The sequence below is a fragment of the Chelatococcus sp. GCM10030263 genome, assembly GCF_042666455.1.
Classification (GTDB): Bacteria; Pseudomonadota; Alphaproteobacteria; order Rhizobiales; family Beijerinckiaceae; genus Chelatococcus.
Genome location: NZ_JBHTDB010000002.1, coordinates 423,389 through 449,049 on the forward strand (window position 1 = coordinate 423,389; position 25,661 = coordinate 449,049).

The following is a 25,661-nucleotide window of genomic DNA, read 5'->3' on the forward strand; positions in this document are numbered from 1 at the left end:
GGTTGGATCTGAGACGGGCCGCGGCGCGGCCCGGGCGATTACTTCTTCTCGTTGGCGCGCTTCAGCGCGGCACCGAGAATGTCGCCGAGCGAGGCACCGGAGTCGGACGATCCGTACTGGGCGATCGCCTCCTTCTCCTCGGCCATTTCGAGAGCCTTGATGGAGAGCTGGATGCGACGCGCCTTGCGGTCGAACTGCACCACGCGGGCGTCCACCTTCTCACCGGCAGCGAAGCGTTCCGGCCGCTGGTCGGCGCGCTCGCGGGCGAGCTCGGCCCGGCGGATGAAGGAGGTAAGATCGGTATCGACGATCTTGACCTCGATGCCCGAGTCTTTGACCTCGACGACTTCGCAGGTGACGATGGCACCCTTCTTGATCTCGCCGGCATCGGCGAAGGGGTCGCCTTCGAGCTGCTTGATGCCGAGCGAGATGCGCTCCTTCTCGACATCGACGTCGAGAACGACGGCGCGCACCACGTCGCTTTTCTTGAACTCCTCGATGACCTGCTCGCCCGGACGGTTCCAGTCGAGGTCGGTGAGGTGGACCATGCCGTCCACATCGCCGTCGAGGCCGATGAACAGGCCGAACTCGGTCTTGTTCTTGACCTCGCCTTCGACGGTGGCACCCACCGGGTACTTCTCGGCGAAAGCCTCCCACGGGTTCTGCAGGGTCTGCTTGAGACCGAGCGAGATACGCCGCTTGACGGGATCGACTTCGAGGATCTGCACCTCGACCTCCTGGGAGGTCGACACGATCTTGCCGGGATGGACGTTCTTCTTCGTCCAGGACATCTCGGAGACGTGGATGAGGCCCTCGATGCCCGGCTCGAGCTCGACGAAGGCACCGTAGTCGGTGATGTTCGTCACGCGGCCCTTGAAGCGGGCGCCGAGCGGATAGCGGGCGGCGATGCCCTCCCACGGATCGGCGAGCAGCTGCTTGATGCCGAGCGAGATGCGGTGCGTCTCGTGGTTGATCTTGATGATCTTGACCTTGACCGACTGGCCGATCGAGACGACGTCGGTCGGATGATTGACGCGCCGCCATGCCATGTCGGTGACGTGGAGCAGGCCGTCGATGCCGCCGAGATCCACGAAGGCACCATATTCGGTGATGTTCTTGACCACGCCTTCGATGACCTGGCCTTCCTCGAGATTGGCGACGAGCTCGGAACGAGCCTCGGCGCGGGTCTCTTCGAGAACGGTACGGCGCGACACGACGATATTGCCGCGGCGGCGGTCCATCTTGAGGATCTGGAATGCCTGCGGCATGCCGATCAGCGGGCTCACGTCGCGCACCGGGCGAATATCGACCTGGCTGCGCGGCAGGAAGGCGACGGCGCCGTCGAGATCGACCGTATAGCCGCCCTTGACCTGGTTGAAGATCACGCCGGTGACCTTCTCATTATTTTCGAAGGCCTTCTCGAGCTTGACCCAGCTCTCCTCGCGGCGAGCCTTGTCGCGCGAGATCACGGCCTCGCCGAGCGCATTTTCGACGCGCTCGAGATAAACCTCGACCTCGTCGCCGACATTGATCGTCTGGTCGCGCCCGGGGCCCGTGAATTCCTTCAAGGCGACACGGCCTTCGGTCTTCAGGCCGATGTCGATGACGGCGACATCCTTTTCGATGGCGACGACCTTGCCCTTGACGACGCTGCCCTCGTGGGTCTCGTGCTCGGCAAAGGACTCTTCGAGAAGCGCCGCAAAATCTTCACGGGAAGGGGCGCGATTGACGGAAACGGACATTCGTTCTCCACTGCCAGTGCACCGGCGATAAGGTTGCGTTCCGCTCGCGACCCCGGTCTCGCAAGGCTTGGCAGGCCCTGCGACATCGTCGCGAAACACCCCATGTCGTCATCGACGCTGCAGCTTTGGCCTTGTCGGTCAGGCCGGTCGCTGGCGGGGTGATTTCGGACGAGCCGGCACATCGAACCGATGGTCGAGAACGTCTTAAAGTGTCCGGGAGGCGCGTGACAGCAACACAAAAGGGGCGCGATGACCGCACCCTATGCCGCGCTGCCTCGGGGCAGCGTCTCGCCAGACGGCAGTAGCTATATAGGAGGACGGCCTGCCTGCCAAGCGGTCGCGTGGTCCGCCGCGGGTCAGGACGGGAGCCAGGCGACGAATTTGATCAGGAAATGGCCGGCGAGGATGGCACCGGCGATCCAGAGGGCGACGATCACCGCCGCAGCGACCCGGCTGACAGGCCTTTCCGCGGCCGCGGCTGCCGCGGCGCGATGCTCGTCCATCACCTCTTCCGGAATGAGCCGCACGACGAGCAGAATGCCCATCGGGACGATCACGAGATCATCGAGATAGCCCAGCACGGGGATGAAGTCCGGGATCAGATCGATCGGTGAAAGCGCATAGGCGGCAACCGCGATCGCCAACAGCTTCACGAGCCGAGGCACACGCGGATCGCGCGCCGCCAGATAAAGGGCATGGACATCGCGCTTGATGGCGCGGCCCCAGTTCGTGAGCGTCCGGCGGCGGGCCGATCCCATGTCGCACCTCCCGAGCCCGAGTGTGCGTTGCGCCTCGCCTCACCGCCGCAGGAAGGTGAGGTAGCTCGGCACGCGGCCCTCACGCAGGGCCTTGGCCTCGTAGCGCGTTCCCGGCCAGCCGGCCCAGGGCTTGCGCCAGTCGTCCGCTGTTTGCGCAGTCCAGACGAAATCCGGCGAACGCAGGATGCGCGCGAGTGTCCAGGCGGCATAATCGTCGATATCAGTCGCGAAACGAAGCTCAGCGCCGGGCTTCAGCGCGCGCGCCAGGGCCGACAAGGTCTCCTCCGAGACGAAGCGCCGCTTGCGATGCCGGCGCTTCGGCCAGGGGTCGGGATAGAGAATGAAGGCGCGCCCGAGGCTGGCCTCCGGCAGGTGGGGCAGGAGCAGAGCCGCGTCCTGGTCGAAGACACGTAGATTGTCGAGCCCGCGCTGCTCGATGCCGGCGAGGAGCTTCGCCATGCCGTTGATGAAGGGCTCGCAGCCGATGAAGCCGGTGTTCGGGCTTTCAGCCATGCGTGCGAGCAGATGTTCGCCGCCGCCGAAGCCGATCTCCAGCCAGAGGTCCTCGACCGGCCGGCCGAACAATTCGGCCGCGTCGGGCAGAGGAGCTTCCGGCAGCAGCAGATGCGGCAGGAGCGCATCCATCAGCCCGGCCTGATGCGCGCGCAGCTTGTGGCCCTTGCGCCGCCCGTAGAAGGCGCCGCGCCGCTCCTCGATCTCACTCATGCTGGTTCCGCACCACGCGTCATCCCGGGGCCGAGCGCAGCGAGAAGCCCGGGATCCAGAACCGATGCCTCAGAACGCATGTGCGACAAGTGGCGGACAGATGCCAAAATCAATCCGCTCATCGTTTCTGGATCCCGGGCTCGTTGCTTTGCAACGTCCCGGGATGACCGGGTTCGGATCAGCGCAAAGCGATCGGACGATTGCTACGCGACCGCGCTGCCGATCGTCTCCGCCAGATCGGTGCGTTCCCAGGAAAAGCCGCCGTCCTCTTCCGCGGGCCGGCCGAAATGGCCGTAAGCTGCGGTGCGTGCATAGATCGGCCGATTGAGCCCGAGATGCTCGCGAATGCCGCGTGGCGACAGATCCATCACCTCGAGCAGCACCTTTTCGAGCCGCGCCTCGTCCACCTGGCCGGTCCCGTGCAGGTCGACATAGAGCGACAGCGGCTTCGAGACGCCGATGGCATAGGAGACCTGGATGGTGCAACGCTCGGCAATGCCGGAGGCGACCACATTCTTGGCGAGATAGCGCGCCGCATAGGCGGCGGAGCGGTCCACCTTGGTCGGATCCTTGCCCGAGAAGGCGCCACCACCATGCGGGGCGGCACCGCCGTAGGTGTCGACGATGATCTTGCGTCCGGTGAGGCCGCAGTCGCCGTCCGGTCCGCCGATGACGAATTTGCCGGTCGGATTGACGTGCCAGACCGTGTCGCGATCGATCCATTCGCGCGGCAGCGCGCTACGTACATAGGGTTCGATGATGGCGCGAACGTCGTGTGACGTGAGGCTCTCGTCGACATGCTGCGTCGAGAGCACGATCTGGGTGACGCCGACGGGCTTGCCGTCTTCGTAGCGGACGGTGACCTGGCTCTTCGCGTCGGGGCCGAGAGCACCGGTCTCGCCGGAGCGGCGCGCCTCGGAGATCAGCTTCAGGATGCGATGCGCATAATAGATCGGCGCGGGCATCAGTTCCGGCGTCTCGCGGCACGCATAGCCGAACATGATGCCCTGGTCGCCGGCGCCCTCGTCCTTGTTGCCGGCGGCATCCACGCCCGCCGCGATATCGATCGACTGGGCGTGGAGAAGAACGTCGACGGTCGCCTTCTCCCAGTGGAAGCCTTCCTGCTCATAGCCGATGTCACGGATGGCGAGGCGCGCGAGATGGGCGAGATAGTCGGTGGTAATGCTCTCCGGCCCCCGCACCTCGCCGGCGATGACGACCCGATTGGTGGTCGCCAGCGTCTCGCAGGCAACGCGCGCTTCCGGCAGGGCGGCGAGATAAGCATCGACGATCGTATCTGAAATTCGATCGCAGACCTTGTCCGGGTGGCCCTCGGAAACGGATTCGCTGGTGAAAAGATAGTTTTGGCGCGGCACGGTCCGACCTCTCTCGCAGCGCGAGCTTGCGCCGCTCGCAGTCGCGCGAGTTTTGACAGCCCTAATGGGCTGGGTCAAGACGGACGGCAGGAATCGTTCGATAAAACGAACGGAAGCGCTGGCTTATTCGGCTTCCGGTTCGCCTTCAGCAAGGGCGTTGACGAGATCGACGATGCGTTTGCGCACCTTCTGATCGCGGATGCGGATGAAGGCCTTGTTGAGTTGGACGCCTTCGCTGGTCGACAGGAAGTCGGCGACATAGCCGGTCGACGGCGATTCGGCGAAGCCGCCATCTTCACCCTCGGTGACGGGAGCTCCGTCGAAGAAGAAGCCGATGGGGACGCCGAGAACCTGCGAAATCTGCTTCAATCGACTGGCACCGATCCGGTTGGTACCTTTTTCGTATTTCTGAACCTGTTGAAACGTCAGCCCGAGCGCCTCGCCGAGCTTCTCCTGGCTCATTCCCATAAGCATTCGACGCATCCGCACACGGCTACCGACATGCTTGTCGATCGGGTTGGGAGTTTTCTTCACGCGCCTAGTCTCCATCGTCCCCGATTGATACGTAGACTGCGGGCCGCAAGCCTTCAGTTTCGGCCCGCAAAACGATGACCCCGCCGCTCCCCCAGCAAAAGGATCAAAATCGAGGCGCACCATATAATCGGGAAAACAACAAATACACTGCCGAATTGTGCATAAGGTGTCGAGGGAAGCGCGATCGGAAGCTTTGCGTCGATGACCCCCTCTTCGCCGAGCGGCAAAGACGCGACTATACGGCCGTAAGGATCGATAACGGCTGAGATGCCGGTGTTCGCCGCCCGGACCAGCGGGATGCCCTGTTCGATCGCACGCAGCCGCGCCTGTTCGAAATGCTGGTAGGGGCCTGCCGTCATGCCGAACCAGGCATCATTCGTCACGTTGAGGAAGAGCGCCGGGCGCTCGCCACGCGGCAGGACGTCGTCGGGGAAAATCGCCTCGTAGCAGATGAGTGGCGCCGTCTGGGGTAGGCCGGGCACAGCCAGGAGCTGGTGCTTGGCGCCGGCCATGAAAGTGCCGGGTACCTCGACGAATTGGCGCAGGCCGAAGCGTTCCAGCAGCCCGCCGAGCGGCAGATATTCCCCGAAGGGAACGAGGTGAACCTTGTCATAGGTGGAGCGGATGGTGCCCTGTTCGTCCACCACCTGGATGCTGTTGTAGATGCGGTAGTTCTCACCCGGCAGGCGGTCATCTGCCCGTGCCGCGCCGGTCAGGAGGATCGCTCCGGGGTGAAGCAGCGCCCCGATCTGCGCCAGTGCGCCAGGCTCCCGCTCGAGCAGGAAGGGAAAGGCCGATTCCGGCCAGATGATATGCGTGGCCGGCCCGAGATTGCCGGTCGCCGGTCGCCGGCTCACGTCGAAATAGTGATCCAGGATTTCCTGGGCACGGTCGGGGCGAAACTTTTCATCTTGCGGAACATTGGGTTGCATAATCCGCAAAACAACGCCTGGCACGTCGGCAACGGGGGCGCCGGGCAGGCGCCAGAGGCCGAAGCCTGCCAGGCCGGCGAGCACGAGCAGCGCCAGGACCGATGGAACAAACCGCGCGGTGCCCGTTCTGCCGGCGAGCGTCGCCGGTGCCGCGAAACAGGCAACGGCGATGAAGGTGAGGCCCCAGAGCCCGACGAGCGAGGCTGCCTGGCCGAGGACCGGCGTCGCCTGGATTTCCGGCCCTTGCGCCAGCGCCATGCCTAAGACGTTCCAGGGAAAGCCTGTGAAGAGATGGCCGCGCAGCCATTCGGCCAGGGTCATGGCTGCGGCGAAGGTGACGATGCGCTTGGCGTCCGACGTCCAGAGCCACCGCGCCAGCGCGAAGCCGAAGGCGGTGAAGAAGGCGAGCACCGCCGGCAGTCCGAGAACACCGAAGGGCAAGGCCCACAGGAACTGATCCGCCTCCACGAAGAAGGCGGCACCGAGCCACCACAAACCGGCGACGAAGAAGCCGAAACCGAACCACCAACCGTCGGCGGCGGCACCGCCGATGCTTCGCAGCCGCCGGCCCTCCACCATGGCGCGTCCGTCGATCAGCCAGACGGCTACGGGGAGGGAGACCGCGAGAACCAGCCAGAGGCCGAAGGGCGGCATGGCCAGCGCGCCGAGCGCGCCGGCGACGAAGGTGATAGCGCGACGGCGCCACCCCTGCGCCTTCGCGATGCTACGGAAGACCCGCTCTACCGCCAGCCGCATCTCAGGCGGCGGTATCGGATCGGGGCGGGTTGCTTTCCGCGTCCGTTGCGGCGTCCGAGGGCTCGACTGGATGCGCACGGCCGTTGGGCAGGGGCTCCTCGCCCGCGCGTCGACGAATGCGCAAGCGCTTCAAGCGTCGCGGATCGGCATCGAGCACGTCGAAGACGAGGTCCCCCGGCCCTATGATCGTCTCGCCATTCACCGGCACGCGCCCGGCGAGGGTGACGATCAAGCCGCCGATGGTATCGACGTCCTCGGCCGTATCGGCGGCTTCGAGATCGACGCCGATCGCGGCCGAGACCTCTTCGAGGCCGGCCCGCGCGTCGACGATGAAGACATCGCCCTTCGCCTCGATCTGCGGCTCATCCTCGACGTCATGCTCGTCGGCGATGTCGCCGACGATCATCTCGACGAGGTCTTCCATGGAGACGAGCCCGTCCGTGCCGCCATATTCGTCGATGACGAGCGCCATATGCGTGCGCGTCGCCTGCATTTTCACGAGGAGGTCCATGGCCGGCATGGATGGCGGTACATAGAGCACCGGGCGCAGGATCCGCGCGGAGGCGAGCGGCGCCGACAGATCGATGGCGAGCCGCGCTGCAGCGATCTTGCCGAGCCCGGACAATCCGGTGGCCTGGGCGCGCTGCGGGGCCTGCGCCTCGGTTCGGCTGGCGAGATAATCGACGAAGTCGCGGATGTGGACCATGCCGCGGGGATCGTCCAGCGTTTCGCCGTAGACGGGGATGCGCGAGTGGCCGGCGGTACGAAACAGGCCCAGCACCTCGCCGAGCGTGGCATCGGCATGAATGGCGACGATGTCGGAACGGGGCACCATGGCATCGTCGACGCGCATCTCGCGCAAGCCGAGCACATTTTTCAGGAGCGCGCGCTCCTGGGGGGAGAAGTCGCCGCTGGTGCCGTTGGACTCCAGGGCATCTGCGAGATCCTCACGGATCGACGGGGCTGCTTTCAGGCCGATCCCGGCAAGAAGCCGGTCTATCCAGCGTTCGCCGGGGGCATCCCGACTCTGCGCCGGACTATCGTCCTGTCCCGTACTTCGGTCGTCGCTCATGGCCTCTTTCATTGCTCCATCAAACATCAGGCGGTTCGCGATAGGGATCGGCGATGCCGAGCCTCGCGAGCGCCGCAATCTCCCGCGCCTCCATGGCGTCGGCTTCCTGGTCGCTCATATGGTCCTCGCCCAGAAGATGCAGTATACCGTGGATCACGAGATGGCACAGATGGTCGGCGACGGTTTTGCCGTCCGACTCCGCCTCCCGCGCGATCGTCTCATAGGCGAGAATAATGTCACCGAGATGAGCGCTCTCGCCGATTGTGTCAGCATCGGCGGCCGGGAAGGAGAGCACATTCGTCGGCTTGTCGAGCCCCCGCCATTGCCGATTGAGGGCCTGGACGCGTGCATCATCCGTCAGCACGATGCTGACTTCGGCACCGGCGGCGGGCTGTACGGTGGCTTCGGCCAGCGCCGCGGCCACGGCCTTATGGGCCAGCCCTTCGGCCGGCAGCCGATCCCAAGCCGCTGCCTCCGCGATGACGTCGACGACGACCGCCGCGGCAGGCGCTTCGCCCGTCATCGCCTGCGCTCCTCCAGCGTCTTGCGCTCCTCCTGGGTGGCGCGTTGCCGCGTCGTCTCCTCCTCATAGGCCTTGACGATTCGCTTCACGAGCTCGTGGCGCACCACGTCGCCCTCGCGGAACCGCACATGGCCGACGCCCTCCACCTTGGACAGCAGGCGCACGGCCTCGACCAGCCCGGAATGCTGGCCGGGCGGCAGATCGATCTGGCTCGGATCGCCGGTCACGATCATGCGCGAGCCCTCGCCGAGGCGCGTCAGGAACATCTTCATCTGCATCGCCGTGCAGTTCTGGGCTTCGTCGAGCAGAACCGCCGCATTGCTCAGCGTGCGGCCGCGCATGAAGGCGAGCGGCGCGATCTCGATGAGTCCCGTGGACAGCCCGCGCTCCACATGGCGTGCCTCCATGAAGTCATAGAGCGCGTCATAGACGGGCCGGAGATACGGGTCGACCTTCTCGCGCATGTCGCCGGGCAGGAAGCCGAGCCGTTCGCCCGCCTCGACTGCAGGCCGCGACAGGATGAGGCGCTCGACGAGCCCTTGTTCCAGCAGCGACACGGCATGGCCGACGGCGAGCCACGTCTTGCCCGTGCCGGCTGGCCCCTCGGCGAAGACGAGCTCGTGATGGCGCAAGGCCTTGAGATAAGTGTCCTGGGCGGCGTTGCGGGCCTTCACCGAGCCGCGTTTGCGCGTGACGATCTGCTCGAACGCGGTAAGCCGCTGCTCCGATGTCGTCTCCTCCCGCGGGAAGAGGAAATCGTGCTGCGCGCTCTCCTCGATCGCGCCGTCGATATCGCCGGGCCCGACCTGCGCACCCGCTCTCACCCGCTGAGCGAGGCTCTCCAGCACATGGCGAACCCGTTCGGCGACATCAGGCGGGCCCTTGATGACGACGTGGTTGCCATTGGCGGTGGCGAGCACCCCGAGCCGGCGCTCGATATGGGCAAGATTCTGGTCGTAATGGCCGAAAACGCCACTGGCGACATGGTTGTCCTCGAAGGTCACCATGACCTCGTCGGCATCGCCTGTCCGGCCGTTCGCCGGCTGAGCGTCGACTGACCGTCCTCGCGGCGCGCGTTGCGGCACGTGGTTCTCCCCCATTATGTCGGCTTCGCTTGATGTGCGGTTCAAAGGGCAGCCACCCCGTCCCGGACTGTGGCACCCGCAAGGGGCCGGCCGAACAGGCTGTTCGGGCCCGCTTCCATGATCTCGACGGCGACGATGTCGCCGATCGCCGCATCCTGCCCATCGAACTGCACGGCCTGGAGATAGGGCGACTTGCCGGCGAGCTGGCCGTCATGGCGGCCGTGCCGCTCCACCAGCACGTCGGTGACGATGCCGACGGTTGCCTGGTTGAAGGCGCGGCGGCTCGCGTCGAGTGCGGCCTGCAGTTCGGCGAGGCGTTCGGCCTTCACCATCTCCGGCACTTGCGCCTCGTGCTCGGCTGCCGGCGTGCCCGGTCGGGGGCTGTATTTGAAGGAATAGGCGCTTGCGAACCCGATCTCGCGCACCAGCCGCATGGTGTCGGCAAAGTCGGCATCGCTCTCGCCGGGAAAACCGACGATGAAATCGGACGACAGGGCGATATCGGGCCGTGCCGCCCGCGTCGCTTCGATGATGCGGCGATAGTCGTCGCCGGTGTGCTGCCGGTTCATGGCGGCGAGAATCCGGTCGGAGCCCGATTGCACCGGCAAGTGAAGATAGGGCATCAGCGTCGGCAGGTCGCGGTGGGCGGCGATCAGCGCCGCGTCCATGTCGCGCGGATGGCTCGTTGTATAGCGCAGGCGCGCGATGCCCGGCACGGTCGAGAGCCGTTCCAGCAGGCGGCCGAGCGTCCAGGCCGAGCCGTCCGGCCCTTCGCCGTGATAGGCATTGACGTTCTGGCCGATGAGCGTGATCTCGCGCACGCCGGCGTCGGCGAGGCGCTCGGCCTCGGCGAGGATCTTGGCGAACGGGCGCGATACCTCCGCGCCGCGCGTATAGGGCACGACGCAGAAGGTGCAGAACTTGTCGCAGCCCTCCTGCACGGTGAGGAAGGCGCTGACGCCCCGCGCCTTGGTGACGGCGCGCGGTGCGGCCGGCAGGTGGTCGAATTTGTCCTCGGCCGGGAATTCCGTGTCGACGACCTTGGCACCATTGCCGCTGCGGGCCAGCAGCGCGGGCAGGCGATGGTAGCTCTGCGGCCCGACGACGAGGTCGACGACCGGCGCGCGGCGGGTGATCTCGGCGCCTTCGGCCTGCGCCACACAGCCGGCGACGACGACCGATGTCGCCTTGCCCTCGGCAGCGCGCTCGCTCTTCAGCAGCCGCAGACGCCCGAGTTCGGAATAGACCTTCTCGGCGGCCTTCTCGCGGATATGGCAGGTGTTGAGGATGACGAGATCGGCATTGTCGGCCGTCGCAGTCTCGACATAGCCTTGCGGCGCCAGGACATCGGCCATGCGCTCGGCGTCATAGACGTTCATCTGGCAGCCGTAGGACTTGATAAAAACTTTCTTCACGTGGCTCATTCACTCGCATGGCGGCGTGAGGTTCGTCCCGCGGCGGTCTTCGCCATCCTGCCCCGCTTCGCCCAGCCTCTCACGTCTTGTTTAGAGCTTCGCGCTCCGCGAGAGAAGTGCAAGCCCAACGAATCGCGATTTCTCGTTCCAAGCGACAAAAACAGGCTATGCCTTGACTAGGCCCCGCCCGGCACGCGCTGCGCGCATCGCCTCACGCACCCGTTTCTCGGCAAGCCGCGTCGCCGCCTTGCGGTCGGTCGAAGCGTCGAAGAGGATAGCCTCGCCCCATGTCAGGCAGACGTCGATCGGTGCGCCGGTCATCACGCCCTTGAGATGCGGCGCGAGATCCATGTCGCCATACCAGGCGATCTCGGCCTGCTCGGCCTGGCTCAACGGCAGGCCACCCCGTCTTATATAGGTAATCGTCAGCGGTTGCAGCACGACGCGTGCATCTGCGCTGGCCGTGAGCGCGTCGCGCACCGCGCCGACAAGCGAGGAGCGGAAGGGCAGGACCCGGGTGCCGTCACCCGTGGTGCCCTCGGCGAAGAGCACGATGGCGTCGCCGCGGCCGAGGCGGGCGGCCACGGCCGCATTCGCCCTGGCGGTCGCCGAGCGGCGCGTGCGGTCGATGAAGACGCTGCGCTGCAGGCGGGCGAGCAGGCCGACCACGGGCCAGGTCCCGACCTCCGTCTTGGCGATGAAGGAGAGCGGGCCGAGCGTCGACATGACGGGAATGTCGAGCCAGGAAACATGGTTCGCAAGGATGAGCGCGGGAAGCTTTGCGTCGCGTTCGCCGCGCACGATGATGCGCACCCCCAGGACGCGGCAGAGAAAGCGGTGGTAGAGAACGGGGATGATGGCGGCGGCACGGAGATCGAACTTCACCGCGAGCCATTGCAGGGGAATGCCGACGAGCGTGACCGGCGTAATGACCGCCAGCCGCAGCCACAGCGGCAGGAGCCTGGTCGGGCCTTGAGCCTTCATCCGTCGAACTCCGGCCGTCTCAGGGGGAGACCCGCCGCATCAGATGGGCTGCCACGCGCCGCCCGTCCGGCTTCGCATAATAGCCTTCCCGGCGGCCGGTCGTGAGGAAGCCGAAGGTCTCATAAAGCGCGATTGCGGACTTGTTGCCGTCCTCCACCTCGAGCAGCAGGGTCTTGGCGCCTTGGGCGGCGAGCCGGGCGAGATGGGCGGCGAGAAGCGTTCGACCGAGCCCGCGGCCCTGCAGCCGGCGGGCGACGACCACGGTGAGAATCTCCGCCTCGTCGATTACCACCCGCGACAGGGCAAAGCCGCAGGGCTGCCGCGACCGGCCCAGAAAAATGCCGTCGCCGACCATCATGGGATCGATGATCATGAATTCGAGGTCGACCGCCTGCCATGGGCGCGCGAAGGCCTCGGCATGAAGGGCTGCCAGCGTATTGGCATGCGCGGGCTGGAGCGGCGCCACATGCACCGCCGCATGGCGATCGAAGAGGCGACGAAAGATCATGGCCGGGGCAGGCTCATTGCCGGGCAACCTGCCTCGCTTCCTGGGGCTTGGCGTCGGCAGGCCGCAGGTAGAACGGCCGCGGCAGGGCGACAGCCGGATCGGCGGCGATGCTGAGGCGCCCGACCCAGGCGACGTCGGGCGCGGCGGCGAGGCCTTTCACCATGACGTCGATACCGAGGCTCCGGGCTTCGGCGGCAACGAGCCCGGCGCCGGAGCCGGCGATAACGACGGGTCCCGACCCGATGACGCGGGCGGCTTCGCTCACCGATATGTGCCGTGCCGTCACAACCGTGCGGCCGCCCGGCGCCACCGCCTGGAAGAAGACATGGCCGTGACGGGCGTCGATGGCCGCCGCGACGAGCCCGGTTTCGCCGGCTGCCACCAGCGGCGCGGCGAAGGCCGTGAGAGTGGTCACGCCGACGACCGGGATCTTGGCGGCCAGGCCGATCGCCCGCGCCGCGGCGATGCCGACGCGAATGCCTGTGAAGCTGCCGGGCCCGATGGTGACGGCGACGCGGTTGAGCGCGGCAAAGCCGCCGCCGGCACGCGCCACGACTCGCTCGACGAGCGGCAGAAGCGCCTCCGCATGTCCGCGGGCCATCGCAACGCTCTCGGCGGCGAGCGGCCCGGCCGCGCGTTCGTCGAGAACGCAAGCCGCGCAGGCTCCAAGCGCCGTATCGATGGCTAGAACGCGCACCCGGTTTCGCCTTTCGCCCTGCTTCCCCTCAGACCGCCTGAACTTCGCGCACGTCGGGCAGGAAGTGGCGGAGCAAGTTCTGGATGCCGTGCCGGAGGGTCGCCGTCGAGGACGGGCAGCCGGCGCAGGAGCCTTTCATGGCGAGATAGACGACGCCGTCGCGGAAGCCGCGGAAGGTGATGTCGCCGCCATCATTCGCAACCGCCGGCCGCACGCGCGTCTCGATGAGCTCCTTGATCGTCTCCACGGTCTCGGTGTCTTCGTCCGCGAAGAACTCACCGGTCGTGTCGCCGACCATCTCGACGTCGGACCGCAGAAGCGACTCGCCGGACATGAAATGTTCCATGATCGCGCCGAGAATCGCCGGCTTCAGATGCTGCCATTCCCCCTCGCCTTTCGTCACCGTGACGAAATCGCTGCCGAAGAAGACGCCGGTGACGCCGTCGATGGCGAACAACCGCTCGGCGAGCGGCGAGATGGTCGCGTGGCTGGCGTCCGGCAGGTCGACGGGCTCGCCGTCCTTGACGGTGCGGCCGGGCAGGAACTTGAGGGTCGCCGGATTGGGCGTCGCCTCGGTCTGGATGAACATGGGTCTCTCCTCACGCAGCCGGTTCAAGGCCGGCGGTGGTTCGGGCCAGGGTTGCGCCGCAGCGCGTCTGCAGCTCTTCCGATAAATGATTTGTCTCGGCTCCGCGAGCAAGATGTGGCGACGCGGGGGCGGCGAATCAATTACTTCGGCAGCCTTTCGCCGGCATTTCACCCGGCGGCGGCTCGGCCGCGGAGATCGAGCATCATCAGCTCCTCGTCGCGGTAGTCGCCGGGCCCGAGTTTCAAGGAACGGCGTTTCAGACCATAGGGGACGAAACCGCGTGAGAGATAAAGCGCCCGTGCCGCATCGTTGCCGACGGTGACCGAGAGCTGGACGATCTCCAATTCGTCCGCGTCGTGGGCATGGGCGATGATCCGATCGAGGAGAGCGCTGGCGAGCCCCCGGCCGCGATGGGCTGCCGTGACATAGACGCCCCAGACCAGGGCCTTGTGGCGTTCCTTGAGATTCGCATAGGCCGCAAGCCCGGCAATGCCGACGAGGGAAGTGCCATCCGCGAAAGCGCCGAAGGTCCCGCCTGGCGCAGCCCCCTGCAGGCGCATGGCGATCTCGTCCTCGGAGAGCCCTTCCCACTCGCGGAGCGACATGCCGTAGGCTTCGGGGTTGAGGCGCAAGGCCTCGGTCCGCAGCGCGTGGAAGGCTTGGAGATCGGCGCGTGACAGGGCGCGGATCACGGCAGGTGCGGGCATCGGCTATCCTCGGCGGCGCTCACGCCAGCGCGTCGATGTCTTCGTCGCCGAGATGGCCGGGCACGATGGCAACCGGCACCGGGAAATTGGCGATCGTGCGGCCGACAAGGGCCGTGACGAGCGGGCCGGGACCTTCGTTGCCCGTGCCGGCGGCGAGAACGAGGAGGGCGATGTCTTCGTCCTCTTCGATGAAGCGCACGAGTTCGTCGGCCATGGCGCCGATGCGCAGCGCACATTCCGGCTCCAGCCCCACGATGCCGCGCACATAGGCGGCGGCCCTGTCGAGCGCGGCGGTCGCCTCCTCTTCCGCCTCGGCGCGCATCACCTCACCCACGCCGAGCCAGGCCTGCTGCTCGACCTCGGGCTTGATGCACAGGAGGATGAGCGACACCCCGGTGCGCACGGCGCGCCGGGCGGCGAAGTAAAGCGCTCGGTCGCATTCGGGCGTCTCATCGACAATGGCCAGGAACTTGGCCCGATGGCCGGCTTCGTAGGCGCGACGCGGCTTGCCCATGGACCCATTCTCCCGATCCGGGTGGATGGCCATGCTGGCAGGCGCCTCTGCCCCGGGCAAGTCGTATCGCGAGCTTCGTGAGGCTGGCGACGCCGCTCGGGAGAGTGTCGAGGCGTGCGGCAAGGCCTTGCCTGCGCAGTGAATCTATTCGTCCTCGCCGAATCGGGAGACGACGAGCTGCGAGATCGCCTCGAGGCAAGGCTCGGCGTCCGGGCCCTTTGCAGTCACGATGATGGTCGTGCCTTGAGCGGCAGCCAGGATGAGGAGCCCCATGATCGAGCGACCGCCGACCGTTTCACCGCAGCGTGTGACGGTCACCTCGGATTCGAAGGATTCGACGGTCTGGACGAATTTGGCGGACGCGCGGGCATGCAGCCCCTTCCGATTGACGATGACGAGCTCACGCGCGAGTACCCCCGGCGGAACCTCGAAAGGCGCGCAATCCTCCTCCCCGCCGTCGCTGCCGGAAAAACCCATCGTGGCCTATTTCCCTGCGAGGACGCGGCTGGCCACGTTGATATATTTCCGGCCGGCCTCCTGGGCCTGAAGCACGGCCTCGCCGAGAGACTTCTCGTCCCGGACACTCGCGAGCTTGATGAGCATCGGCAGATTGATGCCTGCGACGACCTCGATCTTGCGGCCGTTCATCACGGAAATGGCGAGATTCGACGGCGTTCCCCCGAACATGTCAGTGAGCACCACGACGCCTTCCCCGGTATCCACACGACCGACGGCCGAGACGATGTCGCGTCGTCGGCTCTCCATGTCGTCGTCCGGGCCTATCGTCACGGTCTCGATCTGCTTCTGAGGGCCGACGACATGCTCCAACGCCGCACGGAATTCCGTGGCGAGGCAGCCGTGCGTCACGAGCACTAAACCGATCATTCAGCAACCTGCGGCACCCCCATAGCCGGGGAGCGCTCATTTTGTGCATTGCGGCGCCAAGCGCAAGGGCATTGCGACTATTTGGTCATCATTTCGTCACAAGCGGTAACCGGAAAGGCCGGCTGAACGGCGATAAATTCCAGTACGTCCAACGCTTTTGCTGCACTGCCACACAAACGCAGCCGCGGCAGCACGATTCCGTGCACATCGACCCTCTGGTCGCCCTCCTCGCGCATCCTAGGAGGATACTCCTCCTCGCAGTCAACCACCAGCCGGATGACGGCCGCGGGCTCGAAATCCACTGTCACGATTCCAAGGCCGCGGATTTCGAGGAGGCCGGCGAGCGCTGCCGGCGTTTCCGCCACCAGCCGGCCGCCCTCTGCGCGCAGGATGGCGCGGTCGTCGGCAACCAGCGCCGCGAACCGTCCGGCGCGGCGCGCCTCCGTGATGATCTCCCGCGCAAGCCGCGATTTGCCGCTGCCCGAAGCTCCGCGGATGAGAACGCCGGCCTCGCCGACGAGCACGACGGAGGCATGCGTCGTCGGAATCGATTCGGGCGCCGAGGACGCAGGAGCGCGCTTGCCCGTCATGGGTTCAGTGGCCGGATTGGCCGGCGGCCGCAGGCAGGCGCACAATGAAGCGAGCCCCGAGGCGCTCCGTCTCGTCGGGACATTGTGCGCTGGCCGCCTTCACGGCGACGTTCGGTGCGATACGATTTTCCGCCCAGATACGGCCGCGATGGGCCTCGACGATCTGCCGCGAAATCGAGAGGCCGAGCCCGGAATTGAGCCCGAAGCCCTGGTCCGGCCGGTCCGTATAGAAGCGCTCGAAAATCCGTTCCAAGGCATGCGGTGGAATGCCCGGACCGTCGTCCTCGACGACGATCTCGACCTCCTGCGGCAGCCGCCGCAGCTCGACCCGCACCGTGCCCCCGGGCGGGGAGAAGGACAGCGCATTGTCGACCAGATTGGTGACCACCTGGCCGAGGCGGCCATCGTTGCCCACCACGAAGAAGGCGTTGTTGGCGAGCGAATTCTTGTTCACATGCACCATGACCGAGATGTCGCCGGTATCGCGAACCTCGTTGGTGACGCTGGCGACGGTCTTGACCAGGCGCTCGAGATCGACGGGCTCCGACTCCGCCCGTGCCAGTTCCGCATCGAGCCGCGAGGCATCGGAGATGTCGCTGATCAGCCGGTCGAGCCGTCCCACATCCTGCTGGATGACGGCAAGCAGCCGCTCCTGGGCCTCCTTGCGCTTGGCCAGCGGCAGCGTTTCCACCGCGCTGCGCAGCGAAGTCAGCGGGTTCTTCAGCTCGTGCGCGACATCGGCGGCGAAACTCTCGATGGCATCGATCCGGTTGTAGAGCGCCCGTGTCATGTCGCGGAGCGCGCCGGACAAGTGGCCGATCTCGTCGGCGCGGTCTGTGAAGTCGGGAATCTCCTGCCGCGACTTAATGCCGCGCCTGACGCGTTCCGCCGCATCGGCCAGCCGGCGCACGGGACCGGCGATGGTACCGGCCAGCAGCACGGAGAGCACGGTCATCACGCCCGCGGCCACGGCGAAGACACGCAGGATCGCCCAGCGTTCGGCGGAGATGATCGCGTCGATGTCGCCGCCGCGGGTCGACAGGAGAAGCGCGCCGCGAACGGTGCGGAAACGCTGGATCGGCACGGCCACGGAGACGATCGTCTGGCCATGCCCATTGACGCGCACGACGGTGCCGGGCGTTCCGAGCAGCGCCTGCTGCACTTCCGGCAGGCCCCGGCCGTTGCCCGGCGTCAGATCGTCCAGAAGGGGCGAGGTTTTTGGCTTGAAAAAGGCCCGGATCGATTCCCAGGCCCGCTCGATCAGCGGTGGCTTGGTCGGCGCGAGCGGTGGTAGATCGTAGCGGAGAATGTCGCCGCGCGAATAGAGCGAGCGCGAATCGAGCAGCACGATGCCGTCGTGGTCGTAGATGCGGGCGCGTGTCCGCGTCGGCGTGACCAGCCGCCGCAGCACCGGCGCGACCCGTTCGGGATTGATCGAGAATTCGAGCGGCGACAGGTCGTCGGCGAGGCCGGAACTCTCGCCGGCCTGCAGCTGCAGCAGCTTGTCGGGGTCGATCGTGATCGTGTCGGTCTCGACCGTGGCCGACGCGGCGATGGCGCCGGCGATGATCTCGCCCTGGGTGAGCAGGCTCTGCACGCGCGCATCGATGAGCCCGGCCCGGAACTGGTTGAGATAGAGGAATCCCAACAGCAGCGCGACGAGCCCGGCGAGATTGAGAACGACGATCCGGCGCGTCAGGCTGGACGACGTGCGCGCTGCGATCGCCTGCCCGATGCGTCGGCTGGCGCGCAGGAGAGCGCTCAAGGCCCTTGGCCTTGCTCGGCGCTGCACCGCGTCGGCGCGATCAATCGGCTGAACAGCCATCGTTCCCCAGAAGTATCACTGTTGTCCCGCTGCTGTGCGCGGACAGCTCCGCCGGCGCGGCGCCTACGCTTCCTTGAAGCGGTAGCCGACGCCATAGAGCGTCTCGATCATGTCGAAGGTCGAATCGACGGCCTTGAACTTCTTGCGCAGCCGTTTGATGTGACTGTCGATCGTGCGGTCGTCGACATAGACCTGGTCGTCATAGGCCGCATCCATCAGGGCGTTGCGGCTCTTCACGACGCCGGGCCGCTGGGCGAGCGCCTGAAGAATCAGGAATTCCGTCACGGTCAGCGTCACCGGGTCGTTGTGCCAGGTGCAGGTGTGGCGCTCCGGGTCCATCTTGAGGAGCCCGCGCTCGAGCACCTTGGCGTCGTTCTCGCGCGGCGCCGTCTGATCGCGCGGGCTGACGCGCCGCAGCACGGCCTTGACCCGTTCCACCAGCAGGCGCTGCGAGAACGGCTTCCGGATGAAATCGTCGGCGCCCATCTTGAGGCCGAACAATTCATCGATCTCCTCGTCCTTGGAGGTGAGGAAGATCACCGGAACGTCCGTCTTCTGGCGCAGCCGGCGCAGGAGCTCCATGCCGTCCATGCGCGGCATCTTGATATCCAGGATGGCGAGATCCGGCGGATTGGTCTTCAGACCGTCGAGCGCCGAGGCGCCGTCCGTGTAGGTCTGGATGCGATAACCTTCCGCCTCGAGCGCGATGGATACGGACGTGAGAATGTTGCGATCGTCATCGACGAGTGCGATTGTCGGCATGCGTCTCGCTCGTTAGATCCAAATGATCAGCCCATAGAGGCCGGCGAAGGAAAGCTCCACTCGCGTTGTAGCGCGGCCGAAATATGGCAGTCCGGCCGAAGACTTTACCCTGATCCGCGCCCCGACGCCAATTTGGTGGCCGAAAGGCTTTGTCACGGCCAGCCCGCCGGCGCCGCCCCGCCTTCGTTTGCCTCCGTCCTAGCTATCGGCAAGGACTTGTTTTTCCGGGCTGGGCTTGTTTTTCAGGCTGGCCTTGGCAAGAACAGGGCAGACCGGAGGACATGATGACGGCCGATCCGAACAGCCAAAGCCTCAATCCCCCCGACGCTACGCAAGAGGAGCCTGCACCGGCAAGCGCGCCCTTCGACCCATCCGGCACGGCGAAGGACCTGATTCGCCTCACCCGCTACGGCTCTCTCGGCACGCTCGACACGGACGGCGCGCCCTATGCCTCGCTCGTCAATGTCGCGACCGATGTCGATGGCCGGCCGATCTTGCTCGTCTCCCAGCTCGCGCTGCATACCAGAAATATCCTGCGGGATGCACGCGTTTCCTTGCTGCTGGCGCATGTGGGCGAGGGTGACCCATCGGCGCACCCACGCGTGACCATCAAGGGCCGCGCCGTCGCAACGACCGATCCGCGCATCCGGCAGCGCTTTCTCGCCCGCCACCCGGGCTCGGCCGCCTATGCGGATTTCGGCGATTTCGGATTCTACCGCATCGATCCGGAGCGGGCGCATCTCGTGGCCGGCTTCGGCCGCATTCACGACCTCGACCCCTCTCAGATCCTGACCGACGTCACGGGCGCCGAGAGCCTCCTGGCGGCCGAGGCGAGCGCGGTCGAGCATATGAACGAGGACCATGGCGAGGCGCTCGCCCTTTATGCGGTCCGGCTTCTCGGAGAGGAGCCCGGCCCTTGGCGGACCACGGGCCTCGATCCGGACGGCATCGATCTCATGGCCGGCGACCGGACAGCGAGGCTCGCCTTTCCGCAGCGGGTCACCGAGGGCGCAGGCTTGCGCCTCACCTTGAAGCTTCTGGCCGATCGGGCCCGCCAGAAGAGCGCAGGGGAAGCAGGCGCCGCCTGAGCGATCGCGCCTTATGCAACGACGCGCTTCCATTTTTGTTGCTGATCGCGCAGGTTGATGGCGGCGCTCAGGGGCGGGATGGCGTCACGTTTTCGAGGGAGAGAACTGTGCTGAATGCCGGATTGTTCAACGAGGCTCACGGCGCCGAGACTTTCGGCTTCCGGAAGCTCCGCGGCGTCAACTGGAACTTCCAGGCGCCACGCCTCTACGAGGAGGCCTTGAAGCGCGGCGAGGCCGAGATCGCCGCCGGCGGTGCCCTGACGGCCGATACCGGTGCGCATACCGGCCGCAGCCCCAAGGACAAGTTCATCGTCAAGAATGGCGACACCGCCGAGGCTGTCTGGTGGGACAACAACGGCGCCATCACGCCCGAGCAGTTCGACCTGCTGCTGGAGGATTTCCTCGCCCATGCCGAGGGCAAGGAGCTCTTCGCGCAGGATCTCTTCGGCGGCGCCGATCCGGCCTATCGCGCCAAGACGCGGGTCTTCACCGAATATGCCTGGCATTCCCTCTTCATTCGCAATCTCCTGATCCGTCCAGAGCCGGGCGAACTGCCCGGCTTCGTGCCGGAGCTCACGATCGTCGATCTGCCGTCGTTCAAGGCCGATCCCGCGCGCCACGGCGTGCGCAGCGAGACGGTGATCGCCTGCGATTTCACCCGCAGGATCGTGCTGATCGGCGGCACGTCCTATGCGGGCGAGATGAAGAAGTCGGTCTTCACCTATTTCAACTACATGCTGCCGCCGCGCGGTGTGATGCCCATGCATTGCTCCTCAAATGTCGGGACGCGCGGCGACGTGGCGATCTTCTTCGGCCTCTCCGGCACCGGCAAGACGACGCTCTCGTCGGACCCAGACCGCACGCTCATCGGCGACGACGAGCACGGCTGGAGCGAGCGCGGCGTGTTCAACTTCGAGGGCGGCTGTTACGCCAAGACGATCCGCCTCTCGCGCGAGGCCGAGCCCGACATCTATGCGGCGACTGAGCGCTTCGGCGCCGTGCTCGAGAATGTCGTGCTCGACGAGCTCACCCACGAGCCCGATTTCGACAACGCCTCGAAGACCGAGAATACGCGCTGCGCCTATCCGCTCGACTTCATCGCCAATGCGAGCCCGAGCGGACGCGCCGGCATCCCGAAGAACATCGTGATGCTGACCTGCGACGCCTTCGGCGTCATGCCGCCCATCGCCAAGCTCACGCCGGCCCAGGCGATGTATCATTTCCTGTCCGGCTACACCGCCAAGGTAGCGGGCACGGAAAAGGGCGTGAAGGATCCTGAAGCGACCTTCTCCACCTGCTTCGGCGCACCGTTCCTGCCGCGCCATCCGTCGGTCTACGGCAATCTCCTGCGCGATCTCATCGGCAAGCACGGGGTCGACTGCTGGCTCGTCAACACCGGCTGGACCGGTGGCAAGCATGGCGTTGGCCGGCGCATGCCGATCCGCGTCACGCGCCGGCTCCTGACGGCGGCGCTCGACGGGTCGCTCAACCGGGCCGACTTCCGGCAGGATCCCTATTTCGGCTTTGCCGTGCCGACCTCGGTGCCCGGCGTCGAGCCGCATATCCTCTATCCGGTGAAGACTTGGGCCAATAAGGCCGACTTCGCCGAAACGGCGAAACTGCTGGTCGGCATGTTCCAGAAGAATTTCACGAAATTCGAGGACCACGTCGATACCGACATCCGCCAGGCGGGACCGCACAGCTCGCTCGCGGCCTGAGGCCTCCGGCAGCCCTTGCGCGGGCGGCGCTTTCTCAAGAGGCGCCGGAGAAACAAAAAAGGCCGGCGTCTCCGCCGGCCTTTTCTTTTGGAGTGATGCTCCGGTCAGATCGACCGTGTCGCGCCACCGTCGATACGGATCTTGGCGCCGGTCACATAGGACGCCCGCTCGCTCGCCAGGAAGGTGACGACATCCGCGAATTCCTCGGGACGCCCGAGCCGCCCCGCAGGAATGGCGGCAATCGAGGCCTTGGCGACCTCCTCGACGCTCTGGCCGCTGCGGGCGGCATTGGCATTGTCGAGCTCGGCGATCCGTTCGGTGGCGATCCTCCCCGGCAGCACGACATTGACGGTGACGCCATTCGCGGCCACCTCGCTCGCGAGCGTCTTGGACCAGCCGACGATCGCCGAACGGATGCCGTTGGAAAGCGCAAGCCGCGGAATGGGCTGCTCGACACCGGACGAGGTGACGGTGATGATCCGTCCCCAACCCTTCTGCTGCATGGCCGGCAGAAGGCGCTGCGTGAGATGGATGAGATTGGCGGCCATGGCCTCGAAATGCTTGAGCCACAGGTCGCGCGCCGCGTCCTGAGCGCCCGCCGGCGGCGGCCCGCCGGAATTATTGACGAGGATGTCTACGCCGCCCTGGGCAAGAACCTCATCCGCCAACCGGTCGACGGAGGCGACGTCGAACAGGTCGACCGCGGTGGGGGTGACGCGGCCCTGCGCGGCGCCGGACAACTCGCCCGTCCAGGCAGCGATCTTATCGAGGCTCCGGGACGCGGCGACGACGGTGGCGCCCTCCTCGGCGAGCGCCCGGGCTATCGCTGCCCCAAGGCCGCGGCTCGCGCCGAGCACCAGTGCGCGCTTTCCTGTCAAACCAAGGTCCATTGATGCGTCTCCTTCACAATCGGCACGTCCCTTATCACGCTTTGCAGAGGATCTGGAACGCGAAGCTGTAGCCGAAGAAAAACCGTATGAGATCCCGCTGTTTAGCTGGATGCGCGGGACTTGCAACAGCAGGGGCGTCGGCTGCCTTTCGTCATTTTAAGTCTCAGATATATTATTCATTAATTCCTTCCAAGCTCATTCAAGAAGACGAGCGGCAGCAACCTGATTTACACCCGCACCTGCCGTTTGCAGAAAATAAAGTTATAAAACCTAAAATTACAAACGTGCTCGGGATCCAGCAGGATCCGCGCGTATTCCAGATTTATTTCTTAATTTGAATTCATTGCTCTGACGATTCCCAGTCATCTTCAGTAATTGCGCGGTACGAACATGTTTTCATCGATTTCTCCGTGGAGTGTCGGCCTCGCCGACTCCGTTTCCAGCCTGTTGTCCCGGTCGAGCTTCTTCAACCTGTGGCGACGTGTTCCCCATCGTGTTCGCCAGAGTGTCAGGCGCCACATTCTGCGGCCGCCCGAACGTCGTGGCGTGCGACCGGCTTCACCGGTGGCCCCCCTTTACATCTGCGGCATGCTGCCAAGCCCGACCGGCCTCGGATGGTCGGCCCGGCTGACCAAGGCGCTGGCGCGCGATGCAGGTCTTCAGACGTTTGAGCTCGACGTCGCCCATGCCTTTGCGGAAGGGCGCAAGCCGAAGGCCATGCCGAATGCGGCCGGTCCCGGCACGCTCATCATCCACCTCAATCCCCACCAATTCGCCTATGGTCTGTCTTTCCTGCCGCCGGAGGCACTCACCGATAAATATGTGATCGGCTACTGCGTCTGGGAACTGGAGCGGATCCCCGCCGACTGGATGGCATCGCTCGCTCTCCTCGACGAGATCTGGGTGCCGAGCCATTTCACACGCCGGGCCTTCCAGACGGCGGGAGTGAAGGTGCCGTTGCGGGTCGTGCCCTATATTCTCGATGCGCCGCAGGCGGTCCATTCCGACCGCAAGCATTTCGGCCTCGACGAGGACAGCTTCATCGTCGCGACGGTGGCGAACCTGCGCTCGGGCTTCGCGCGCAAGAACCCGCTGGGTGCTATATCGGCCTTTCAGCAGGCTTTCTCGCGCCACGAGGGGGTGGTCCTCGCGATCAAGGTCGGCGTCGCCGACATGGATACGCCGGGTTTCGCCAAGCTCAAGCGCATCGCCGCGCAGGATCCGCGCATCCGTCTGATCTGCCGGGATCTGAGCGACCACGAGATGTGGAGCTTCCTCGCCAGCGCCGATGTCGTCCTGTCGCTCCATCGCGCCGAAGGCTTCGGGCTGACCCTGGCGCAGGCGATGCTCGTCGGCCGTCCCGTCGTTGCGACCGCCTGGTCGGGCAATCTCGACTTCATGCCTCAGCATGCCGCTTGTCTCGTGCCCTCGCGGCTCGCGCCGGTCGAGGATCCCGATAGGGTCTATGAAGGCAAGGGGCTCACTTGGGCGACACCCGATATTGCGGCGGCGGCGGATCTGCTGCGGCGCTTGCATGCGGACCCCAATCTGCGCTTCCTCATCGGCGAGGCGGGCCGGCAATCGGCGCGCCGCTTCATGCACCACCATCGCTTCCGGCTCGTCGGAGAGCTGCGTGGCTGGGGGCGGCGGCCAACGGAGCTGCAACAGCTGCTGCAGGCGAGCTTTGCCTCCTGACTGGGGCTCGGGCGGACTGACGCCGGTCACGCGTCGTCGGCGAAATCGCCGATGAGGCGCAGTCCCTCGATCCAGGTAGCACCATCATGCCGCACGATGCTGCGCGGTTTGATGCCGCCATGCCGGGCAAGCGCCGCAGCAAGCGTCTCGGAATGGGTCACGAGCCAGATCTGCGCCTGGCGAGACGCGCGGACGATGAGCCGCGCCAAGGGCTCAAGCAGATCGGGATGGAGGCTCGTCTCCGGCTCGTTGAGGGCGATGAAGGCGGGCGGGCGGTAGGAGAGCAGCGCCCCCATGAGCGCGAGATAGCGCAGGGTGCCGTCCGACAGCTCGGAGACCTCGAAGACACGCTTTGGGTAATCCGGGAAGACGATCCCGAAGGAGGCGTGCCGCTCCGGCAAGGGACAGACCAGCCTCGCGCCGGGAAAGGCATCGTCGATGGCCGCATCGAGCTCGGTGGTGTCCTCGCGGATATGTACGAGAGTGGCGAAGACCGCCGCCAGATCGCTGCCATCCGACGATAAGGTCGGGGTGGCGACAGCGAGGCAGGGCTGGCGCAGCGGCGCGGCCATATCCGTGCGGAAGTCGTGGTAGAAGCGCCAGTCGAGCATCAGGCGCCGCGCCAGCGCGAGATCCGGAAAGTTGAGGGGATCGTCGAGGGAGCCGAGCGCGGTTTCCGAGGCCATGAGGCCGTCGCTGTGCCGTTGCCGGCGGCCGCTGCTGTCGACCGCGATGGTCAGCGGCCCGCGCCGCTCAAGAAGAATACGCGGCCGGCGGTCGCCGAGATCGGTCAAGGTCTCTTCCTTGACCTGCGGTTCGAGGGGAAAGGCCGCCCCTGCCGAGCGCCCGCCTGCGCCGGGCTGCGGCAGGCCGATCTCGATGGCATAGCGCTGGGCGCTCGCGGACCGCGTTTCCTCGTCGATCGGCTCCTCTGTGCCCATCGAAAATTCCACGCCGAGCTTGATGCGCGCCGGTTTCTTGGGATCGCGCTCACCGGCCCAAAGCGCCGAGGCCATGCCGCCTTCGCCGGCGAGCTCGCGCGCCAGATTGCCCGCCGCAGCCGCCCGGACGAGTTCCAGGGCCCGGTAGAGATTGGTCTTGCCGACCCCATTGGCGCCGACGAACACGTTGAGCTGGCGTAGAGGGAAGCGGATCGCCTTCACGGAGCGGTAGCCGGCGATCGCCACATCCCGGATGGCTATGGCCATGGTTCCTCCCCGTCGGACATCATGCGGCGGCTGGCATGACGCATAGGACAGGGACGAGCCCGAAAACAAGACCGGCGCGAGT

The 25,661-nt window shown here is 66.0% G+C and carries 27 protein-coding genes; 4 read left to right on the forward strand and 23 right to left on the reverse strand.

What is annotated here, in order from left to right:
• Positions 1–38 precede the first annotated feature (38 nt).
• The 21 genes from rpsA to ACFQU1_RS02005 all read right to left on the reverse strand — a co-directional run bounded on the left by rpsA (position 39) and on the right by ACFQU1_RS02005 (position 18,980).
• Positions 39–1,742 (reverse strand): 30S ribosomal protein S1, encoded by a 1,704-nt coding sequence (gene rpsA / locus ACFQU1_RS01905; protein ID WP_378128665.1) that lies wholly within the window; start codon positions 1,740–1,742, stop codon positions 39–41.
• A 356-nt stretch (positions 1,743–2,098) separates the two neighbouring features.
• The gene (locus ACFQU1_RS01910; protein ID WP_378128667.1) at positions 2,099–2,500 is read right to left on the reverse strand and encodes a YkvA family protein; all 402 of its coding nucleotides are present in this window, start codon (positions 2,498–2,500) and stop codon (positions 2,099–2,101) included.
• A gap of 39 nt (positions 2,501–2,539) precedes the next feature.
• Positions 2,540–3,226, reverse strand: coding sequence for a tRNA (guanosine(46)-N7)-methyltransferase TrmB (gene trmB, locus ACFQU1_RS01915; RefSeq protein ID WP_378128669.1), 687 nt, complete (start codon positions 3,224–3,226; stop codon positions 2,540–2,542).
• A gap of 203 nt (positions 3,227–3,429) precedes the next feature.
• Complete coding sequence (gene metK / locus ACFQU1_RS01920; RefSeq protein ID WP_378128671.1) at positions 3,430–4,602, reverse strand: methionine adenosyltransferase; 1,173 nt, start codon at positions 4,600–4,602, stop codon at positions 3,430–3,432.
• Between the two features lie 123 nt (positions 4,603–4,725).
• Positions 4,726–5,136, reverse strand: coding sequence for a helix-turn-helix domain-containing protein (locus ACFQU1_RS01925; protein ID WP_378128673.1), 411 nt, complete (start codon positions 5,134–5,136; stop codon positions 4,726–4,728).
• 53 nt (positions 5,137–5,189) lie between these two features.
• Positions 5,190–6,824 carry an apolipoprotein N-acyltransferase gene (gene lnt / locus ACFQU1_RS01930; protein WP_378128675.1) on the reverse strand — a complete coding sequence of 545 codons (1,635 nt, stop codon included), beginning with the start codon at positions 6,822–6,824 and terminating at the stop codon, positions 5,190–5,192.
• A gap of 1 nt (position 6,825) precedes the next feature.
• Positions 6,826–7,896 carry a hemolysin family protein gene (locus tag ACFQU1_RS01935; RefSeq protein ID WP_378128677.1) on the reverse strand — a complete coding sequence of 357 codons (1,071 nt, stop codon included), beginning with the start codon at positions 7,894–7,896 and terminating at the stop codon, positions 6,826–6,828.
• A 19-nt stretch (positions 7,897–7,915) separates the two neighbouring features.
• On the reverse strand, positions 7,916–8,419 hold the full coding sequence (gene ybeY / locus ACFQU1_RS01940) for an rRNA maturation RNase YbeY (RefSeq protein WP_378128679.1): 504 nt from the start codon (positions 8,417–8,419) through the stop codon (positions 7,916–7,918).
• On the reverse strand, positions 8,416–9,519 hold the full coding sequence (locus ACFQU1_RS01945; protein ID WP_378128681.1) for a PhoH family protein: 1,104 nt from the start codon (positions 9,517–9,519) through the stop codon (positions 8,416–8,418). Before ACFQU1_RS01945 ends, ybeY begins: the two co-directional genes overlap by 4 nt.
• Positions 9,520–9,545: 26 nt before the next feature.
• Positions 9,546–10,919, reverse strand: a complete 1,374-nt coding sequence (gene miaB / locus ACFQU1_RS01950; protein WP_378128683.1) for a tRNA (N6-isopentenyl adenosine(37)-C2)-methylthiotransferase MiaB — start codon at positions 10,917–10,919, stop codon at positions 9,546–9,548.
• A gap of 165 nt (positions 10,920–11,084) precedes the next feature.
• The gene (locus tag ACFQU1_RS01955) at positions 11,085–11,903 is read right to left on the reverse strand and encodes a lysophospholipid acyltransferase family protein (RefSeq protein WP_378128685.1); all 819 of its coding nucleotides are present in this window, start codon (positions 11,901–11,903) and stop codon (positions 11,085–11,087) included.
• A 19-nt stretch (positions 11,904–11,922) separates the two neighbouring features.
• Entirely contained in the window at positions 11,923–12,411 is a 489-nt protein-coding gene (locus tag ACFQU1_RS01960; protein ID WP_378128687.1) for a GNAT family N-acetyltransferase, read from the reverse strand.
• A 13-nt stretch (positions 12,412–12,424) separates the two neighbouring features.
• A complete protein-coding gene (gene tsaB / locus ACFQU1_RS01965; protein WP_378128689.1) occupies positions 12,425–13,108 on the reverse strand; it encodes a tRNA (adenosine(37)-N6)-threonylcarbamoyltransferase complex dimerization subunit type 1 TsaB in 684 nt (227 codons plus the stop codon).
• A gap of 28 nt (positions 13,109–13,136) precedes the next feature.
• A complete protein-coding gene (locus ACFQU1_RS01970; RefSeq protein ID WP_378128691.1) occupies positions 13,137–13,697 on the reverse strand; it encodes a NifU family protein in 561 nt (186 codons plus the stop codon).
• Between the two features lie 167 nt (positions 13,698–13,864).
• Positions 13,865–14,404: a GNAT family N-acetyltransferase gene (locus ACFQU1_RS01975; RefSeq protein WP_378128693.1), complete on the reverse strand. Its 540-nt coding sequence runs from the start codon at positions 14,402–14,404 to the stop codon at positions 13,865–13,867.
• A gap of 19 nt (positions 14,405–14,423) precedes the next feature.
• Positions 14,424–14,918, reverse strand: coding sequence for a universal stress protein (locus ACFQU1_RS01980; RefSeq protein WP_378128695.1), 495 nt, complete (start codon positions 14,916–14,918; stop codon positions 14,424–14,426).
• A gap of 144 nt (positions 14,919–15,062) precedes the next feature.
• On the reverse strand, positions 15,063–15,395 hold the full coding sequence (locus ACFQU1_RS01985; RefSeq protein WP_378128697.1) for an HPr family phosphocarrier protein: 333 nt from the start codon (positions 15,393–15,395) through the stop codon (positions 15,063–15,065).
• A 6-nt stretch (positions 15,396–15,401) separates the two neighbouring features.
• On the reverse strand, positions 15,402–15,803 hold the full coding sequence (locus ACFQU1_RS01990) for a PTS sugar transporter subunit IIA (RefSeq protein WP_378128699.1): 402 nt from the start codon (positions 15,801–15,803) through the stop codon (positions 15,402–15,404).
• A gap of 77 nt (positions 15,804–15,880) precedes the next feature.
• Positions 15,881–16,393, reverse strand: coding sequence for an HPr kinase/phosphorylase (locus tag ACFQU1_RS01995; RefSeq protein WP_378128701.1), 513 nt, complete (start codon positions 16,391–16,393; stop codon positions 15,881–15,883).
• A gap of 4 nt (positions 16,394–16,397) precedes the next feature.
• A complete protein-coding gene (locus ACFQU1_RS02000) occupies positions 16,398–18,218 on the reverse strand; it encodes a stimulus-sensing domain-containing protein (RefSeq protein WP_378128703.1) in 1,821 nt (606 codons plus the stop codon).
• A gap of 63 nt (positions 18,219–18,281) precedes the next feature.
• Complete coding sequence (locus ACFQU1_RS02005; RefSeq protein WP_378128705.1) at positions 18,282–18,980, reverse strand: response regulator transcription factor; 699 nt, start codon at positions 18,978–18,980, stop codon at positions 18,282–18,284.
• A 284-nt stretch (positions 18,981–19,264) separates the two neighbouring features.
• Here ACFQU1_RS02005 and ACFQU1_RS02010 point away from each other — a divergent pair, with 284 nt between their 5' ends.
• Both ACFQU1_RS02010 and ACFQU1_RS02015 read left to right on the forward strand, forming a co-directional pair.
• Complete coding sequence (locus ACFQU1_RS02010) at positions 19,265–20,068, forward strand: HugZ family protein (RefSeq protein WP_378128707.1); 804 nt, start codon at positions 19,265–19,267, stop codon at positions 20,066–20,068.
• Between the two features lie 107 nt (positions 20,069–20,175).
• Entirely contained in the window at positions 20,176–21,786 is a 1,611-nt protein-coding gene (locus tag ACFQU1_RS02015; RefSeq protein WP_378128709.1) for a phosphoenolpyruvate carboxykinase, read from the forward strand.
• 104 nt (positions 21,787–21,890) lie between these two features.
• On the opposite strand, the gene ACFQU1_RS02020 is transcribed toward ACFQU1_RS02015, so the two are convergent.
• Positions 21,891–22,676 carry an SDR family oxidoreductase gene (locus ACFQU1_RS02020; RefSeq protein WP_378128711.1) on the reverse strand — a complete coding sequence of 262 codons (786 nt, stop codon included), beginning with the start codon at positions 22,674–22,676 and terminating at the stop codon, positions 21,891–21,893.
• An 86-nt stretch (positions 22,677–22,762) separates the two neighbouring features.
• Between ACFQU1_RS02020 and ACFQU1_RS02025 the strand changes: the two genes are divergently transcribed.
• Both ACFQU1_RS02025 and ACFQU1_RS02030 read left to right on the forward strand, forming a co-directional pair.
• Positions 22,763–23,014 carry a hypothetical protein gene (locus tag ACFQU1_RS02025; protein ID WP_378128713.1) on the forward strand — a complete coding sequence of 84 codons (252 nt, stop codon included), beginning with the start codon at positions 22,763–22,765 and terminating at the stop codon, positions 23,012–23,014.
• A gap of 226 nt (positions 23,015–23,240) precedes the next feature.
• Positions 23,241–24,371 carry a glycosyltransferase family 4 protein gene (locus ACFQU1_RS02030; protein WP_378128715.1) on the forward strand — a complete coding sequence of 377 codons (1,131 nt, stop codon included), beginning with the start codon at positions 23,241–23,243 and terminating at the stop codon, positions 24,369–24,371.
• A 26-nt stretch (positions 24,372–24,397) separates the two neighbouring features.
• Here ACFQU1_RS02030 and ACFQU1_RS02035 read toward each other — a convergent pair whose 3' ends face one another.
• Positions 24,398–25,579: an AAA family ATPase gene (locus tag ACFQU1_RS02035; RefSeq protein ID WP_378128717.1), complete on the reverse strand. Its 1,182-nt coding sequence runs from the start codon at positions 25,577–25,579 to the stop codon at positions 24,398–24,400.
• Positions 25,580–25,661: the final 82 nt, after the last annotated feature.